A 16,865-nucleotide genomic window follows, 5' to 3' on the forward strand; every position below is an offset into this window, starting at 1 on the left:
AAGAACAAGAAGCCCGCCCACTACAGCCCCGACGGTACGACCTTGCCGTTGATTGTCACCTCGACCTGGCTGGTCTTCGTGTTGTACGCGATCTGACCGTGCTCGAATGTCTCCACGAGCAGATCCCCGTCGGCGGTCTCGTCACTCGTGGGTGCACCCAACGGACCCACCGAGCCGTTGTCGCCGGTGACCGCGGGCACGCCGTCCGGATTGCGTGGGACATTCCAGGCCTCCCGGATCTTGCCCCGGGTGATATATGCAGGCGTGCCCGTCTCCTTGTTCTTGGCGGTGATCACCCCGCCCTGAAACTGCTGGAACACCACGCCGCTCTCACGTGCTCCCGCGTTGCGGTCACCCGTCAGTGGCTTGCCGAGAGCCTGCTTCTGCTCCTCAGTTGCCGACGCGTATTTGGCAGCGATCGGGCCGGTCAGCGTCACCTCGACGTCTCTCTCCCCGATGAGCTTCACTTCGGCAGGCGGGGCCGGGGCTACAGGCGTGGAAGTGGCGATCAACCCGACCTGAGGCGGCGCCGAGGTATCGACGCTCTGGCCATTGCTGCAGCCCACGATGATGAGAGCGACGGCGGACAGGCCGGCGAGTGCGGTATGGCGTGCGATCGTCCTCATGCAGTTCCCCTCACGTCTTTCATGTGGTGTGGGTCAAGTTACGGCCGAACCCTCGCCCGGCCGGGACTATAACCGAACCTCTTGAGTGGCGCAGGCGATCTATGGCCCGGTCGCCCCATGCGTGCTGCAGTCGATCGGCTTCAGAACGGTGCGAGCTTGGCCGGCCCAATCGCCTCTAGGTGCAGGGATATTGCCTGTTCAGCACGCAATTCGACGGTGGCGAGTAGAAGCCGGTCAGCACGCCTCGCATACCACCGGTGGCGGAACCGCCCGGCGGAATGATGCGATTCCAGTTCGCGGGTCCGACGACATAATGCGTGCCGTATTGCGCGAACGTGCTGCTCCACGTGTGTGAGATGGATTCGCCCGCCGGCAAGTCGAATTCGAGCCGCCAATCCGTCATCGGCACCGCGCTCGCATTGACGATGGTGAAGTGGGCGATGAAACCGGTCTGCCACGTCGATGACACCGACAACCTCGCGGCGGCCGCAGCCGCACGAGCTACCGGAGTGACCGCGAGTCCAGAGGCGGCAACTATCGACGCCGCCATCGTTATGTGAAGCGCTGTACTCCAGCGCTTCACATATTTGCCCAGTCCGGCCACAGCAGCCAACACTAAGGCCAAGCAATCGATATCGGCCCTCGCATCGCGGGTGCGCTGCGGGACCTTTGCTCAACTGAAACCATCGCGAAATTTTTGCCACCTACGCCGCACTCGTGGTTTGCCGAGGGTCGAATCGCCGGAAAGCTCCCTTCCCCCGCCGACGCGGCGGTGACACTGATGGACGTGACGATCGCCGAGGACGTCAAAGCCGAACGGGCGGCATTCGCGGAATCCCTTTTCAACGTGGGGCCGTCGGCTCCTACCGGGTGCGGTGAGTGGACTGCATTGGAGCTCGCGGCCCACCTGGCGGGTGAGGAGCGCAATGGTGGCGTGACGACCTTCATCGCTCGATCCCTGGTGGCACACGGTGTTTCGGTGCCGGCCCCACGAGCGTTGGTCGACACCACGCTGCGGTTGGAGCGCCGCCACGGGTTTACCGCACTGGTCAACCGGCTGCGGCGGCCTGTGCCGCGGCTACTGTTGCGGCCCCTGGTGGCGCCACTGGCCTTGTTCGAGTACTGGACGCATCACGACGATCTCATCCGGTCCAACAATGGAGTGCACACGGTGCCTGCGGCCCTGGTCGAGGTGATTCCCCTCGTACTGCGCTATCAGCTCAAGAAGCTCCCCAACGGTGTCCGGGTGACTGTGGGCACCCGCGACAGCCGCCACCAATGGTCGGTCGGGCCAAACTCGGGGCCAGAGGTAACTCTCGTGGGCGCTCCCCCGGACTTGGTGCGGTGGCTCTCAGGGCGTTCGGCGACAGGCGAAATCACCATGACCGGAGCCGATATCCCCGTGCAGGCACTCCGCGCGTTCACGGGCCAGGTATGACGGCCTCAAGGCCAGGTCAGAGGGCCCTCAGGCCACGCAGGGTCCTCTCGATCAGTTCACGCCGTTCGTCGATCGACGTCGAGTCACCAAGGGAGGCGTGCACCCGCAAGTGCCCCTGTGTCACCAAGTCGTCGACCAGGTATCGCGTCGCACCGAGCGGCAAGGACAGACGAGCGGCGATCTCTGCGACCGTACTGCCACGCGCGCACCACGTCAGGATCTGGCCCCGCACATCGTCTTTCGGCCACCGCGGCGAATTTCCCGTGACATTGAGCGCTTCCACCGGAGCCTCGAGTGCCAGTTCGACACCAGAGTCGATCCGGCCTGCCGTCGGTGTGTCGGGCGGCATCAGGGCTGACTCGTCCACGCTGGGCGATCCCTTGAACCAGTCGTCGGTCGGTTCGCCCTCCCCCTCCGATGGTTGAGGCGCGTCGGCATGCCTGTCCCGGACATCTGGTGAACGAGGCCGCACCTCTCGTTTCTCCAAGAACCGCAGGGCGTGGTCGGCGTGTACCGATGCGCGCAGTTCGCTGGAGACGACCTTGAGAATGGTGCGGTCGGTGTCTATGACAAAGGTGGCCCGTCTGACCGGCAGCAGCCGGGCCAGCAGGCCACGACGCCGAGCATGCCGGCCACGCCGGGCCTCCCCACCCGCCGCGACGGATCCACGCAACTTGGCGAACCTGCCTCGGCGCATCCCGAACAGCTCGGTTACAACGCCATCCGGATCCGAGAGCAGCGGATAGTCGAACGAGCGCTGTTGGGCGAAGTGGGCCTGTTTGTCGACGGTGTCCAGGCTGATGCCCACCCGTTGGGCGCCGACCTCGGCGAACTCGTTGCTCAGGTCCCGAAAATGACAGGCCTGGGCTGTACAGATCGGTGAGGACGCCAGCGGGTAGAAGAACAGCACAACCGGCCCCCCGGAAAGGAGCGCGGACAGTGACCGAGGCCGACCGGTGTGGTCACGCAAAGTGAAATCAGGCGCCCTCTCGCCCGCAATCATCGGCAAAGACTAACGCGGGGAGCCCTAGGCGACACGCGACTCCGAGAATTCCCTGCCGAGTCCGCAGGACCATGCGTGCGGACTGTCATTCCTGCTGGGCGAAAGCGCAATTGACGCGAGCGATGAAGCCGTAGCGCCCGGCGGTCAGGTGACCGGTTGCACGGTGGCGCCGGCAGCCTGGCTGTACAAGTCTGCAGCCGCGGTCATCGCGGTCTTGATGGTGTTGTAGTACTGCGTTCCGACCCCGCCGTGGTACTTGAGCAGTTGCGGGTTCTGCGCGAGGGTGGCCGCCAGCACGGTATCGCCGGTGATGCCGAACTTCTTGTACGCCTCGGTGAACCTGGCGATGAACCGGGCGATCGATTTGTTGGGGTCTTGGCGGTCGGCAACGGTGCCGAAACTGGCCTTCTCCTGGAACAAGCCGATGACCTCGTCAGCCGCGGTCCCACGGCCGCCATAAGCCTGCACACCGCCGGACGCGGTCGGGCGGAAACTGGACTCGATTTTCGCAGTGGCGATGATGGTCTTGATCTGGTCGTCGCTCAGCCTGGCCGCCCGGCCCTGACTCAGGATGGCCTTGACGATGTCCTGCGCGTTGGAGTCCTTGGTGACGACCACCGGGGCAGGAGGAGGAACGACGGCGACGGCCGGCCTGGGGACGGCGTCGCCCACCGGGCGCTCCTCAGTTGCAACCGCCCCATGCGGGTGCATCGGTGGAGAAACGAGCGTCGCACCACCGAGGCCAGTCGCAACGAGAAAAGCGCTGACGATCTTCTTGACGTGTTTCTGTTCTCCGAACGGACCTGTTGGTCTGTCGAATTTCGGCATGCTTTTGCTCTCTTCTGTGGGGGTGTGAACTTGTGTGGGTCCGCATGTCGGACACGGACACCCCCCTCCAACCCGTCTCTCTGCACCGAAAACAGGGTTGGACTGCGCACTGGTCACTCCGCGCCGATGGGCGACGATCCGACCAGATCCGCACCAGAAAAAGTTTGCCGCCTGCGTTTATTGCTGCGGCGACGCAAGAGTCAGCCGCGGCCAACACATCACACCTGCCGCAAAGATCCCCCCATTTGCGGCGATGTGGCGCGCATCACTCTGCCTGGTACTACTGCAGTGCGATAGTTAGCCACGGACTGTATTGGAACACCAGGGATATTGCAAAACCCCAGTACAGGACCGACACCGAGCGCCGTGTGCACACATGATCGACGATTGTCGCGCCGTTTGCCGATAGCCGCCGGAGAAGAATCTTTACCGGAAACCCCAGACGGCGAACGGCTGGCGGATGTCGTCAGTTGATGATCTCGCCTCGTTCGTCGGCGCGTATCGAGGCCAGTCGGTCCCGCCACATCTGTAACGCTTCCGGCGTCAGCCGCGTCCAGTCGGTCACTTCACGCACCACGCGAAGCGGTGCTGCGCTCCGGAACGACCGCGTGGGGTTGCCCGGAAACTTCTTGTCTGTGACGTTCGGATCATTCTCGAACGGCCCGGTGGGAACGACCTCGTAGATGTGCGGAGTCGCGCCGTCCATCGCTGCGACCTCTGCCGCGAGGCCGGCCCCGTCGCGCAAGGCAGTGAAGTAGATGTGATTCATGACGACCTCGGGCCGATAGTTCGAATTGAACCCGGCGGTCAGGTGCTCCCCGGGTTGCAGCTCCGCCTTCGTGCCGTGAAAGAACGGCCCCTCATCGAGTACTTCACCCACGAGCCGATTTTACGGTCCGCAGGGGCCCGGCCGACGCGCGTGGCGATCCGCGCCGAAAGTGACTGCGCTGTCGGCGAATCGATGACAATCTCCCGGCGGCTCCCACCCTATTGCGCTCGTAGGCTCTTGCCCTCGTGTACGAATCGGTGCACCGCGGCGATATCGGCGAACGGGCCGGCCGGAAGATTCTCGACGATATCCGTGGGCTGCGGATCCGCCTTCTCGGCGACCGATCACTGCAGGACCATGCATGGCGGACGGCAGCGTGACCACCGGCGACTAACCCGGCTGCCAACCATCGGGCGGATCCTCGCCCACCACACCGTCCACACTCTCGCGGATCAAATCCGCATGGCCGGCGTGCCGCCCGTATTCCTCGATCATGTCGCAGACGCTGCGCCGCAGGCTGGCTCGCCGACCATCCGGCCATTCCAGTTCCACGAGTTGGCCCAAACCATCTGCGGCAAGCGCCGTTTGGAGTCGGGCCCTGGATCGCGCCACGGTGTCATCCCACAACGCATAGAGCTGCTCTGGGGTGTCGTCTGCTGCCGAATTGAAGTCCCAGTCTGGATCGGTGTCCCAATCCGCGGTATCCCATGGTGAACCGATCGGCGACCCGTCGAGCACCGGGCCGAAGCGCTCCGCCTCGGCCCGCGCAAGATGCTTGGTCAACCCACCGAGGGTCAGCGAGGACGCACCAACTCGAGCCTGCAATCCCGACGAATCCAGGCCGCCCACCTTCCATCGGAAGGTGGCACGCAGCCGCTCCAGCGCGCCGATGAGGTGCTCTGCCTCTGTTCCCGCCAGCGGCGGCTCCCACGGACGATCATCGACCATCGCCCCACCATATCGACGCAAGTGGCTGGTGTTCAGCCGTCGACACCCAACAACTTTTCAGTTGCCGGCGACAGCCCGCTGTGAGGACGGCTACGGCGATCGCAGGATCACGACGGCATTGTCGATCTTCTTGAAGGAACTGAATGTGTCTGCCGGAACGCCGAATACCGCGGACAACACCCGAGGTGGAAGCCTGCTGAGGGACTCCCCTATACCGATGTTGTCTTTGTCTTCGGGCGCACTGGTGTTCTGGATGATGATGATGCTCATGTCGTCGGGGCCGCGGTTCTCGAAGTAGTGAAATGAACCCTGGGGCGCGAAAACGATGTCATTGACATGTTGGTCGAAGGCCTCGTAGTTGCCGTTGCCGTCGATGACGATCCAGGTCGCCACTCCACTGGTGACGATGTTGAGTTCCCACGCGCTGGGATGCCAGTGCGGCTCGCGGATACCACCGGGCTGCAACGTGAGCAGCAGGAGGCTGGCCTCCTGACCTTTCAGGATCGGAAAGTTGTCCTCGTTGGCTTGTTGGAACCAACCCCCGTCATGTGTGCTCTTGGGCGAAGCGCCGAGATGGAACAGGTGTGATTGCGATGTGATCGTCTCGGCGGGTAGGCGGGGGTCACCAAAGCGCGCAGCGTCATCGGACATTGGGATTTCCTTGTCAGGGCCATCGCCGGTGCCGGTGGAGATGATCAGGCGGTCAACGCCTACACCGGTTGCGGCCGCGGCGCCTGCCAGGCCCGCTCCGCCCAAGATTTTGCGACGATTAACCGTCACGCTCGGAGATTACCGTCGACGCTGACGGGCCGGGAGCGTGTTCGAGGAAGTGGCACGCAAGCGACGCGCCGGGCTCAGCAACCAGCGTGCTGCGGTATCGAGCGCAAACCCCAACAGACCGATGACGACGATGACCGCCACTACCTGGTCGTAGGCCAACTGATCGCGGGCGTTGAGGATCTGATACCCGAGGCCCGAGCGCACCCCGAGCATCTCGGCGGGCACGAGCACGATCCACGCGACGCCGAGCGCCAACCGTATCCCTGTCTGCACATGGGTGCGGATCGCGGGCAGGATCACCGCGATCAACAACTCCGACCGCGTGGCGTGGAATGAACGCGCCACATTGAGCAGCCCCGGGTCCACGGCGCGGACACCGGCCGCTGTGTTCAGCAGCACCGGCCAGACCGCGGCGACGGCGATGAGGAAGATCACCGGCTGATTGCCGATGCCGAACAGTGCCAGCGCAATCGGTGTCCAGGACAGCGGCGAGATCATCCGCAGAAAGGCGATGATCGGCCCACCGGCGCGTTCGGCGACGCCGGACAATCCGACCAACAGGCCCAGCGGTATCCCGATGACGGCCGCGACGGCCAAGCCGATCACCAACCGCCACAAGCTGACACCGAGATCGCTCAGCAGCACACCGCGGTCGATGAGACCTGACAGGGCCGGCACCACCCGCTGCGGCGCGGTCTGGCGCAGTAACGACTCCGGCCCGCTCAGTACCGATGTCGCCAGCCACCACAGCGCGATGGTGACCAGAATGGCGACGGACGGTGGTGTGAAGCGTCTCCACCAACGCGAAATGCCCTCGGATGCAGAGACTTTGTCGGCACTGACGATGGTCATAACGGTTGCACCTGTTCGGTTCGAGTGAGGTCGGCGGTCAGCCCGAACGCACTGGGCCCGCCATGGGAGGTCAGAGAACGGCGGACGAACCGATCCTCGACGAGTTCGGTGTGCACCGAGGCGGGGTCGAGCCGGTCCAGGAACCGGCGGTCGCCGTCGACAACAGTGTCGTGCATCGCCTCGGCGAGGCGACGGGTGAAGCTCGGGTACGGAAAGGGCTGGAAACCCAGACGTTGGGGCTGCCAGTCCGGATGCGTCAGCGGATAGGGCGGTTTCGGGTAGGTCAGCGCCAGCGTGATCGCCGGCGTCGGCTGCGGCAGATACTTGCCGCCCGTCAGCGCGGCTGCCGCGCCGGCCCGGTCGGCATCGATCCGCAGCTGCGCGCCCACCACCGCATCGGCCACGGCCTGCACGGCCCCCGGCCGGGATGCGATGACGTCGTCTCGCGTGACCAGCGCGCAGCAGGCGTGATCGCGCCAGACATCACCGAGGAAGGTGTGGATGTGGCCGATCTTCTTGATCTGAGCCACCGCATTGAAGGGGTCGGCCACCACGTATCCGCCCAGCGTGCCGTTCGCCAGCGCGGGCACCATGTCAGAGGGACTCATCACGATCAGTTCGACGGTTCGGTCCGTACGGGAAGCACTGCGCCGCACCACCGGTCGCAGGTCATGTGCCCGGAGCAGCTCCTGCAGCACGATGTTGTGGATCGACCACCAGAACGGGATGGCCACCTGGGCGCCGGCCAGGTCGCTCAGATCGCGGATGTGCGGTGCCACCGTCAGCGCCGAACCGTTGGTGTGGTTCCAGCCCAGCACGCGGACCCCGGCGCCCAGCGTGTAGCGCAGCTGGACGGCCATCGGCATCAGTAGGTGCACGACGTCGACCTGGCGCGTGATGAAGGCCTCGGCCAGCGCCGCCCAGCTGCGGAACAGCACAGGCCGTGCCGAGCTCACCACCCCGGCCGGGTACAACCCGGCGCTGTGGGCGATCAGGAGCGGTGCGGCATCGGTGATGGGCAGATAGCCGACCCGCAGGGCACCCTCGGCACCCGGCGGGCTGCTGACCGCGCTGTGCGCCAGCCCGCCGATACCGAAGAGACCTCCGGCCGCGGTCAGTCCGGCCGCTCCTGTCAGCAGGGAGCGCCGGGTCAAACGCGTCACCGCACCTCCACCGCGGTATCGGTGCGGTACTCGTCGAGAATCTCACTGCGGGTGGGGGTTCCGTCGCTGCCGACTGCCCAGTCGGCGCGAATGCGTCCCCCGTCGAGCAGCACGATGCGCTGTGCCAGCGACAGGGCCTCGTCCACGTCGTGGGTGACGAGCACAACGGTGATGTCGAGTTCGCGGGCCAGCCCGCCCAGCCACCCGACCAGATCCGCACGGGTGGCCGGGTCCAGTGCGCTGAACGGCTCGTCGAGAAGCAGCAGCTGTGGCCGGGTGGCGACTGCCCGCAAGATCGCGACCCGCTGAGCCTGCCCGCCGGACAACTCATCGGGATAACGCGCGGCGAGGTGATCCAGCCCGAACCTGGTGATGAGCTTCGCGGCGTCGCCGGCGTCGAACCCGCTCCGTTGCGCCGCGAACCGACGAGCGAAGGCCACATTCCCGGCGACGGTCAACCACGGCATGAGCAGGGGCTGCTGGAAGACCACCCCGGTGCGCGGCCGGGTACCGGCCCCGGACCAGGTGAGGGTGCCGGTGCTCAGGGCGTCCAGTCCGGCGCAGATCCGCAGCAGGGTGGATTTGCCACTGCCGCTCGGGCCCAGTACGGCGAGGAATTCACCCGTGCGGATCTGCAGATCGATATCGGTCAGTGCCGGTGTCTCTCCGAAGTATCTGGCGCCGTTGGCTATTCGTAGCGCGTGAGTTCCCACCGCAGTTGTCCTTCCGAAGGTGATTGCACGGGCAGGAAGGCGGTTTCCCGGAACCGCCGGTTGGTGGCGCTGCCCAGGGTGTAGCCGGCGCCGCCGGTCAGCGAGAGCTCCAAGCGGGTGACATCGACGGCCAGGCCCGCGGCATCCAGTCGCAGCCGGATCAGCTGGGCGATCGTTGCGCCATCCGGGTCAGCGGCCCAGCGGTAGAGCCGTGATCTGACGTCGGTGGCACGGGTGACCGCATCGTCGAGTTCGGCGCCGAACCGGGCCAGCGGGCCCGTGTGTGCCTGGGTGGCCGAGGCGACCGCCGCACGAGTGACGCCGGCGCAGAATGCGGTCTGCAACAACAGGAATGCGGGCCGGATTCCGGCCACGAACGCGTCCAGGTTCGGGGCCAGCACCTGGTGCGGTGAAACCCGAACGCGATCCAGCTGTAGTGAGGTGGACGCCGTGGCCCCGAGCGCCGTCAGCGATGGCGCGGGGTTGACTGTCACACCGTCGGCGCCGGCGTCCACGGTGACGACCAGGGTCCGCTCCCCGACGCGCACCGGCAGGACGATCAACGCGTCGGGAAACACGTTGGAGGCCCAACGAATCGGGCCACTGATCACCAGATCGGCACCATCGGCCGCGCCGGTGACCGGAACCTGGCCCAGGCCGGCCACCTGTTTGAGACCAGCCGCCATCGCGGTGACGCCTATCCGTTCCGCCGCGGCGAGGGCGCCGATCTGCTCGCCGAATTCGCCTTCTGACGCGGCGCGCAGGTACCGAATGGTCATGTGGTGCGCCCAGGTGGAGAACCCGACGGCCAGGCTTTGCACCGACACCTCGTCGACGACGCGGACGATGTCGCACAGTTCGAGGTCGAGCAGCCCGGCCCGGCCGAGGTCGGCCAGATCGATGCGGACATCGCTCCGCTGTTCGTCGAGATCAGCAGCCCGGGCAGCCACGGAGTGCGCCACCCGGTCCAGGGCGGACGCTGCGAGCGTGGCCGTCACAGGAGCGGTCCGTCTAATCCGTACAGACGGTCGATCGGGGTGCTCACCGCATCGCGAGCCCGCCGCACCGCGGCCTCGTCCGGCGCGTCGTAGAAACACAGGCATTTGTCCATGTCCTCGCGCACGTAGGTGCGCAGGAACTGGACCTCGGGCACGTCGGCGTACTTGGGAGCATTGGCCTTCTTGCGGGCCAGGTAGGACTCCATGTCCAGTTCGGCGGGCAGATCCCACTCGACCAGATAGCCTGCCCGCGGCCGGGCCGCCTTCAGCGCCGACAGATCGGCACCGACCAGCCGGACCTGATGCGGGCCTGCGATGGCGGCGGCCAGCTGTGCGGCGTCCAGCGTGGCCGCGTCGGCGGCGAACTCTGCGATGGCGAACACCCGCCGGCGGTGCGCAGTCACCTGGGCCTCGATCAATTCCCCACCACCGCGGGCGATCTCGGTATCGAGCGTCTTGAGCAGCTGTCCCACCCCGGCGTCATCGGTGGCGTCAGGGGTGAGTTCGTAGAGATACAGAGTCACGATGAAAGTCCTCGGCGTCGCAGGGGTGGAACGACACGAGATTCACATAGACAGACAGGTCTGTCTATCCGGTGTTCCGGGTTAGGCTGACGTCATGAGCACGCTCCAGGCAGGCACCACGGCGACGGCCGCGCCCGCGACGGGCACCGTCCCGCCGGCACAGCGATTGCTCGCCACCGCGGCTGAACTGTTCGCCAACCAGGGCATTCGCGCCGTCGGCATCGACCAGATCCTGCGCGAGGCCGGGGTCGCCAAGGCGAGCCTCTACAGCACCTACGGATCCAAAGACGCCTTGGTGATCGCCTACCTCGCCGATTTGGATCACGCTGATCGCAACCGCTGGGAACGCGCGGTCGCCGAGATCGATGATCCCGTGGATCGAATCCTGACCTTCTTCGACCTCGCCTCAGGTGCCGCGACGCGGCGCGACTACCGCGGATGTCTCTACGCCAATGCCGCTACCGAATACCCCGGCGTGGAGCTCGAACCCGTACGGGCACACCGCCAGTGGTTACGGGACACGATCGCCGCACTGCTGGATCAGGCCGGCGTCAGCTCCTCCGCGCTGCTGGCCCGGCGCATCCAGTTGCTCTACGACGGCGCTCTGCTGGGCTCCAAGCTGGACCGGTCGACCGAGCCGATCGTCGCAGCGCGGACGCTGGCCGAGGAACTGATCGGCCGGCCGCGGCACTGACGGACGGGCGGGACTGCCCGACATCTGTCACTTACCGGCAAACCAAGCCGTGACCACGCTGTGGGCGGCGGGCGGTTGCGCCGGTTGCCCAAATCCCGGCAGATCGCCAAGTTCGACGGTCCACGATGATGTGGACCGGTCTATCGGCTCGGAGTCCACCCTGGTAAGCGCAACCTGATTGGCGTCGCAGCGGTAGGCGCCGACGTAGCCGTCGTCACGACCACCCCACGAGCCGCCATTTCGGAGCCTGCAGTGAGTGCCGTCATCGAGAAGCAACGCGACAGGTTGGGGCGCAACGGGTGCGGTCACGGGGGCCAGTGGAGCGGCAACGTGAATGCGGTGCACTTCCTTTGCCCAGGGATCGTTCATGCAGAGCAGATCCAAGTCCGCGGCGGGCCAGCACACATCAGCGGCGTAGGCCGATGGCGCGCACCCGTAAATGTTGTCGCTGACAGCCGCGGGTGACGGTTCATCGCACTCAGCCGCACGGTCCGGGACGGCATCGGCCGATTCGCGGTAGCCGTTGGCGGGCCGACCACTGGAGTCCACGGCGATTTCGTTGACGATCCGAGTGGGCGTCATCCCCGCGGTGGTGGTCGCGTTGCCTTGACTCCGGTCACCATCGTGATCTCCTGCGCCACACGAGGTCAGTGCAAGAGCCATCGCGGCCGCCCCAGCACACGCGGCGAGGACAGCCAGGATGCGAGTCGCGCCGATCGGTCGCCGGCGGCCGCAGGTGTCGTCGTTCATCGGTCTCTCCCACATGTGCAATCGGCCTGCAGTGGGCATCTCCGATCAGCATCAGCCACGCCTCGTCTATCCGAACGCGTTTCGACCGAGATTTCGGTGCGCTCTCGCAATACTTAGCCCTTGCGCTAAGTGTTGTGGCGATGAATACTTAGCCTTGTGGCACAGTATTCAGCCGAACTCGACGAGGTCTTCCTGGCTCTTGCAGACCCCACCAGACGGGCGGTGATCCACCACCTCGGTCGCGGACCGGCGAGCGTCGGCGATCTGGCCCGCGAGGCCACGATGACACTCCCCTCGTTCATGAAGCACGTGCGGATGCTCGAGTCGACCGGGCTGATCCACACGGCGAAGGTCGGCCGCGTGCGCACCTGCAAGCTCAACCGGGCACGGCTCACGGTCGTCGAAGACTGGCTGGCCCAGCAGCGACGCATCTGGGAGGAACGCACCGACCGGCTCGAGCAATTCGTCACCCACCTCAAGGAGAAGGACCCGACATGAACCCCGATCTCGACCTCAGCATCGAACGGATCATTCGCGCGCCACGCAAGACCGTATGGCAGGCATGGACCGATCCGACCAGCCTGGCGCAGTGGTGGATACCGGCGCCGACGCTGTGTCGCGTCGAGCGTCTGGAGGTCCGCCCGGGAGGCGCGTTCGTGACGCGGATGAGCGATGACGGCCTCGCATTCATGCCGCATCTGGATGCGTGTTTCCTACTGGTGGACGAGTTCGAGCGGTTGGTGTTCACCAACGCCGTCGACAGCAGGTGGCGCCCCGCGAACCCCGCTCCCGTCGCAATGACGGCCGAGGTCACCATGTGCGACCACGCAGACGGCACCGACTACCGCATCGTCGCGCGGCACGGCGACCCCGCCGCCAGGCACCGCCACGCCCAGTTGGGCTTCGCCGACGGTTGGGGCACCGTCGCCGACCAGCTAGCGCGATTCACCGAAGGTGCGCAGTGACGCTGAAAGCGTCTTGGTGTCAACAGATTTGAGTGCATCCCATCCCGGGAGCCCCACCTCCTGGCTCTTGCCGCACCGCCACCGGTACCGTCACAACTTGTGGCTGCTGAATCGTTCCGTGAGGCCCCGGTCGATGACGAGGGTTTGCTCGATGTCGGTGACGGCAACCGGATGTATTGGCAGTGCAGGGGTAACCCGGACGGTCGCCCGGTGTTGATCGTTCATGGCGGGCCGGGGTCAGGACGATCGCGCAACGCTCACAAGTCATTCGATCCCGAACAGTTTCGCGTCATCTCGTTCGACCAGCGAGGATGCGGCGACAGCGTCCCCAGCGCTGCCGATCCCACTACCGACATGGGATTCAACACCACCGAACATCTCCTTGCCGATATCGAACTCCTCCGTGAGCATGTCGGGATCGATCAGTGGCTGCTCTACGGCGGGTCGTGGGCGTCGACGCTGATCCTTGCCTACGCTCAGCGTCACCCTGAACACGTTACCGGCATCATCCTGGTCGGAGTCACGATGAGCCGGCCACAAGAGATCGGCTGGCTCTACCACGGGCTCCGTCTGCTGTTGCCCGCCGAATGGGAACGATTCCGCTCCGGCGTGCCTGTCGAAGCGCGCGACAGCAACCTCGTCGAGGCGTATCGACGGCTGATGGAAAGTCCTGATCGCGCTACCCGCGAGCAGGCCGCGCACGATTGGTGCGCCTGGGAAGACGCAGTGATCGCACACGAAAACCTCGGCAAGCCAGGACAATACAGCGACAAGCCGGACACGGCGAAGTTGGCGTTTGTCCGTATCTGCACGCACTACTTCGCTCACAACGCGTGGCTCGACGACGGACAACTGTTGCGAGATGCCGATCGTCTGGCCGAGATTCCGGGAGTGCTGATTCACGGACGTCTCGACCTGTCCGGACCGTTGCTCACCGCGTGGGAACTCGCCCAGGCTTGGCCCGCCGCGAAGCTGAAGATCATCGACGACGCGGGGCACACCGGCAGCCCCGCCATGGCCGCGGCGATCGCCGACGCAATCGCGGGCCTGACCGCAGCCGGTCCGCCGAGCGACGAGAAAAACCGTTGGACGGGTCCACCTTCACGTTGATACCGTGCGCCTGAACCGTGAGATACCGCGAGGAGGTGAGACCCATGTACGCAGCAACCATGTGGGTGCTCCCCACTCGTGTTCACGGTTGAGGGATCGACGAAGGTGTCGCCGGGAGCGCCTGACACACGGCAATCCCGAAAGGCAACACCATGCATTTCACCTCGCATACAACCTCGAACGGCGTCGTTGAACGCACTTTCGCCCTGAACGGCATCACCGGTGTGCTCTGGTCCCCGGACTCCGATTCTCAGGGCGCTCCCCTGATCCTGGCCGGCCATCCCGGCGGCATGGACAAGAAAGCCCCGCAGCACGTGGCCCGGGCTCATTCCGCGGTGACCGCTGACGGTTGCCATGTCGCCTCCATCGACCTGCCCGGACACGGTGATCGGCCGCGGAGCTCACAAGACCAGCGCCGGATCGACGGTTTTCGCAAGGCGCGCGACGAAGGCAGTCCCGCGTTCGGTCGGATCCTCTCCGATTACTGCCAATCGGTGGCCGAGCGCGCTGTCCCAGAGTGGCAGGTAGCCATCGACGCCTTGCAGGCGCTGCCCGACGTCGGCGTGCACGCACCGATCGGCTACTCCGGGGCGTCACTGTCCGGCGCGGTCGGGATAACGCTGGCCGCGATCGAGCCTCGGATCACCGCCGCGGTCTTCGGTTGGGTGTCGGCGCACGACACTCTGCTCGACGCCGCAGAACGGCTGACCATCCCGATCGAGTACCTGCTCCCGTTGGACGACAAGGAAATCCCGCGCGAATTCGGTCTCAAGTTGTTCGACGCGTTCGCCTCGCAGGACAAGGTGCTGCACGCCTTCCCGGGTGGGCATCACCAGGTACCCACAGATGGCCGGATCGACACGCGGTTCTTCCCACGACACCTCGGAGCATTGCCAGGACGCCGTCGGACCCACATACTGACCTAGGCGGCAGGTCTTCCTGACAGGCTGAACCTGCCATATCGATGCAGTACGCATCTTCCATGCTCGGTCCGCAATCCACGCGGCGAGCGCGCCCTTGGGCCATTCCCCCGGCGCGGGCACCTCATCCCTCTCCGACGCAGATCGCGGCACCCGCGGTCTGTGTCGTTCAGCCTGACCGATCCAGACCACCCAACAGGTAGCAGAATGGAGTGAATTCACTTGATTACCAAACGAATTACCGATGGAGGAGAACGAGCGATCATCGAGAACATGCTCGACCGCAATCGCGAGGCGCTCATCGAAACCGTACGCGGTCTGTCCGACGCGGACGCCCGCCGACGACTCGTTACGTCGTTGACGACACCGATCTCGTTGATCAAGCATGCGGCCGCCGCGGAACGGATCTGGTTCCAACGATTCTGGGCGGGACTCAGCGAAACTGAATGCGACGGATACTCGAACCGCGACGAGGGCACCTTCGCCGTGGCCGACGACGAGTCGCTCGCCGACGTGATCGCCGAGTTCGAACGTGCCAGCCGCCGATCACGCGAGATCGCATCCCGTTTCGACCTCGATGACACCAAGGACAATCCCCGTGAGGGCAGGGTCAGCATGCGATGGACCGTGCTTGCCATGAGCGAGGAATTCGCGCGGCACGCAGGTCACGGCGACATCCTGCGCGAACAGATCGATGAGGCCACCGGGCGGTAGCCGAGCCGGGAAACTCCTTGACCTCAAGTGCGCTTGGGATTCTACGGTTGAGCCATGACGACGCAGCGTCCATCCCTGAATGCCCCGACCGCCGACGGCGATCAGGCGGTGCGGGAACTGATCGACCATCTCCAGCGCGGTGGTGAAACCGGGGACGCCGACGTATACGACGGGATGTTCGCGGCCGACATCCTATGGGGAACACCAAAAGGCATGGTGCTCAAGGACTATTCGAATCTCAACCCGATCCATCGTCGGATGATGAGCGGTCCCCCGGTTGTGCCTGCTTCGCGCTTCGAGCCGGCGCAGGTCAGCCATCCCGCACCGGGCGTAGTGGTTGCCCAGATTCGCCGCAGTGCGCTGGACGGTGGTTTCAGCGAGATGGCGATGTACGTCTTGGTTCAGCACGGCGGGAAATGGTGGGTCGCCGCGGCGCAGAACACGCCCGTCGTCGATACTCTCCCGCCGGTGTCGGCTCCGCTGTGAGTTGGTGGAGGGTCAGTCGAGACAGAACTCGTTGCCCTCGACGTCCTGCATCACGATGCACGACTCGTTGATGCCATCGGCAGCCAACAGTCGCACGCGCACCGCGCCCAACTCGACCAACCGCCAGCACTCGGCCTCAAGCGTCTCCAGACGCTCCTGACCGACCAGTCCGGTGCCCACGCGCACGTCAAGATGCACGCGGTTCTTCACGACCTTGCCTTCGGGAACGCGTTGGAAGAACAGTCTCGGACCGATGCCCGAGGGATCCACGCAGGCGTACATCGAACCCTGACGCTCCGGGGGCAGCGTTCGATCGAAATCCGCCCATGCGTCGAACCCCGGTGGTGGCGGAGGGACGACGTACCCCAGGACGGAACACCAGAACCGAGCGACACGCTCCGGATCTGCGCAGTCGAAGGTGACTTGGAACTGCCTGACCGAGGCCATCGGTCGACCATATCGGCGCCTGCCGACTCTGCCGTTGCCCGACACGTTCTGTTCGATCGACGGATGAATCTCGTGTCCGGAGGGCGTTCCCCGGGAAAGACAGGTCATTTCACCATGTCTTCCGGTACAGCCCCCAG

General features: G+C 65.3%; 22 protein-coding genes and 1 pseudogene. 8 read left to right on the forward strand and 15 right to left on the reverse strand.

Annotation, left to right across the window (positions count from 1 at the left end):
* Positions 1-20: 20 nt before the first annotated feature.
* Positions 21-626, reverse strand: coding sequence for an LGFP repeat-containing protein (locus EH231_RS31110; protein WP_124713985.1), 606 nt, complete (start codon positions 624-626; stop codon positions 21-23).
* A 175-nt stretch (positions 627-801) separates the two neighbouring features.
* Positions 802-1,230 (reverse strand): cellulose-binding domain-containing protein, encoded by a 429-nt coding sequence (locus tag EH231_RS31115; protein ID WP_164481094.1) that lies wholly within the window; start codon positions 1,228-1,230, stop codon positions 802-804.
* 177 nt (positions 1,231-1,407) lie between these two features.
* On the opposite strand from EH231_RS31115, the gene EH231_RS31120 reads away from it, so the two are divergent.
* The gene (locus EH231_RS31120) at positions 1,408-2,064 is read left to right on the forward strand and encodes a maleylpyruvate isomerase family mycothiol-dependent enzyme (RefSeq protein ID WP_124713986.1); all 657 of its coding nucleotides are present in this window, start codon (positions 1,408-1,410) and stop codon (positions 2,062-2,064) included.
* Positions 2,065-2,080: 16 nt separating this feature from the next.
* Here the strand turns inward: EH231_RS31120 and EH231_RS34745 are convergent, their stop codons facing one another.
* From EH231_RS34745 to EH231_RS31170, 11 genes and pseudogenes are all read right to left on the reverse strand, one after another.
* A complete protein-coding gene (locus EH231_RS34745; RefSeq protein ID WP_234940346.1) occupies positions 2,081-2,413 on the reverse strand; it encodes a DUF742 domain-containing protein in 333 nt (110 codons plus the stop codon).
* Between the two features lie 123 nt (positions 2,414-2,536).
* A pseudogene (locus EH231_RS34750) lies at positions 2,537-3,067 on the reverse strand (peroxiredoxin); the annotation flags it as partial.
* Between the two features lie 144 nt (positions 3,068-3,211).
* The gene (locus tag EH231_RS31130; protein WP_234939925.1) at positions 3,212-3,739 is read right to left on the reverse strand and encodes a hypothetical protein; all 528 of its coding nucleotides are present in this window, start codon (positions 3,737-3,739) and stop codon (positions 3,212-3,214) included.
* 622 nt (positions 3,740-4,361) lie between these two features.
* A complete protein-coding gene (gene arr / locus EH231_RS31135) occupies positions 4,362-4,775 on the reverse strand; it encodes an NAD(+)--rifampin ADP-ribosyltransferase (protein WP_124713988.1) in 414 nt (137 codons plus the stop codon).
* Between the two features lie 279 nt (positions 4,776-5,054).
* Positions 5,055-5,612 carry a DinB family protein gene (locus tag EH231_RS31140; RefSeq protein WP_090434551.1) on the reverse strand — a complete coding sequence of 186 codons (558 nt, stop codon included), beginning with the start codon at positions 5,610-5,612 and terminating at the stop codon, positions 5,055-5,057.
* A gap of 90 nt (positions 5,613-5,702) precedes the next feature.
* Complete coding sequence (locus EH231_RS31145; protein ID WP_090434554.1) at positions 5,703-6,392, reverse strand: cupin domain-containing protein; 690 nt, start codon at positions 6,390-6,392, stop codon at positions 5,703-5,705.
* A 9-nt stretch (positions 6,393-6,401) separates the two neighbouring features.
* The gene (locus EH231_RS31150) at positions 6,402-7,244 is read right to left on the reverse strand and encodes an ABC transporter permease (protein ID WP_124713989.1); all 843 of its coding nucleotides are present in this window, start codon (positions 7,242-7,244) and stop codon (positions 6,402-6,404) included.
* The gene (locus tag EH231_RS31155; protein ID WP_124713990.1) at positions 7,241-8,407 is read right to left on the reverse strand and encodes an ABC transporter substrate-binding protein; all 1,167 of its coding nucleotides are present in this window, start codon (positions 8,405-8,407) and stop codon (positions 7,241-7,243) included. The genes EH231_RS31150 and EH231_RS31155 overlap by 4 nt, the downstream gene beginning before the upstream one ends.
* Entirely contained in the window at positions 8,404-9,120 is a 717-nt protein-coding gene (locus EH231_RS31160) for an ABC transporter ATP-binding protein (protein ID WP_124713991.1), read from the reverse strand. The genes EH231_RS31155 and EH231_RS31160 overlap by 4 nt, the downstream gene beginning before the upstream one ends.
* Positions 9,096-10,118: an acyl-CoA dehydrogenase family protein gene (locus EH231_RS31165; RefSeq protein WP_090434567.1), complete on the reverse strand. Its 1,023-nt coding sequence runs from the start codon at positions 10,116-10,118 to the stop codon at positions 9,096-9,098. Before EH231_RS31165 ends, EH231_RS31160 begins: the two co-directional genes overlap by 25 nt.
* Positions 10,115-10,642, reverse strand: coding sequence for a DUF4242 domain-containing protein (locus EH231_RS31170; protein ID WP_090434570.1), 528 nt, complete (start codon positions 10,640-10,642; stop codon positions 10,115-10,117). Before EH231_RS31170 ends, EH231_RS31165 begins: the two co-directional genes overlap by 4 nt.
* A gap of 94 nt (positions 10,643-10,736) precedes the next feature.
* Between EH231_RS31170 and EH231_RS31175 the strand changes: the two genes are divergently transcribed.
* On the forward strand, positions 10,737-11,336 hold the full coding sequence (locus EH231_RS31175) for a TetR/AcrR family transcriptional regulator (RefSeq protein WP_124713992.1): 600 nt from the start codon (positions 10,737-10,739) through the stop codon (positions 11,334-11,336).
* 27 nt (positions 11,337-11,363) lie between these two features.
* Here EH231_RS31175 and EH231_RS31180 read toward each other — a convergent pair whose 3' ends face one another.
* Positions 11,364-12,086: a hypothetical protein gene (locus tag EH231_RS31180; protein WP_124713993.1), complete on the reverse strand. Its 723-nt coding sequence runs from the start codon at positions 12,084-12,086 to the stop codon at positions 11,364-11,366.
* Positions 12,087-12,242: 156 nt separating this feature from the next.
* Here EH231_RS31180 and EH231_RS31185 point away from each other — a divergent pair, with 156 nt between their 5' ends.
* The 6 genes from EH231_RS31185 (at position 12,243) to EH231_RS31210 (ending at position 16,281) form a co-directional block, all read left to right on the forward strand.
* Positions 12,243-12,584: an ArsR/SmtB family transcription factor gene (locus EH231_RS31185; protein ID WP_090434578.1), complete on the forward strand. Its 342-nt coding sequence runs from the start codon at positions 12,243-12,245 to the stop codon at positions 12,582-12,584.
* Complete coding sequence (locus EH231_RS31190) at positions 12,581-13,051, forward strand: SRPBCC domain-containing protein (RefSeq protein ID WP_124713994.1); 471 nt, start codon at positions 12,581-12,583, stop codon at positions 13,049-13,051. Before EH231_RS31185 ends, EH231_RS31190 begins: the two co-directional genes overlap by 4 nt.
* A 171-nt stretch (positions 13,052-13,222) precedes the next feature.
* Positions 13,223-14,161 (forward strand): prolyl aminopeptidase, encoded by a 939-nt coding sequence (gene pip / locus EH231_RS31195; protein ID WP_124714435.1) that lies wholly within the window; start codon positions 13,223-13,225, stop codon positions 14,159-14,161.
* A gap of 152 nt (positions 14,162-14,313) precedes the next feature.
* Entirely contained in the window at positions 14,314-15,087 is a 774-nt protein-coding gene (locus tag EH231_RS31200; protein WP_124713995.1) for an alpha/beta hydrolase, read from the forward strand.
* Positions 15,088-15,354: 267 nt separating this feature from the next.
* The gene (locus EH231_RS31205; RefSeq protein ID WP_206429622.1) at positions 15,355-15,795 is read left to right on the forward strand and encodes a DinB family protein; all 441 of its coding nucleotides are present in this window, start codon (positions 15,355-15,357) and stop codon (positions 15,793-15,795) included.
* Between the two features lie 54 nt (positions 15,796-15,849).
* On the forward strand, positions 15,850-16,281 hold the full coding sequence (locus EH231_RS31210) for a nuclear transport factor 2 family protein (RefSeq protein WP_124713997.1): 432 nt from the start codon (positions 15,850-15,852) through the stop codon (positions 16,279-16,281).
* 12 nt (positions 16,282-16,293) lie between these two features.
* Here EH231_RS31210 and EH231_RS31215 read toward each other — a convergent pair whose 3' ends face one another.
* Complete coding sequence (locus EH231_RS31215) at positions 16,294-16,728, reverse strand: VOC family protein (protein ID WP_124713998.1); 435 nt, start codon at positions 16,726-16,728, stop codon at positions 16,294-16,296.
* Positions 16,729-16,865: the final 137 nt, after the last annotated feature.

It is taken from the genome of Mycolicibacterium nivoides (assembly GCF_003855255.1).
Lineage (GTDB): Bacteria > Actinomycetota > Actinomycetes > Mycobacteriales > Mycobacteriaceae > Mycobacterium > Mycobacterium nivoides.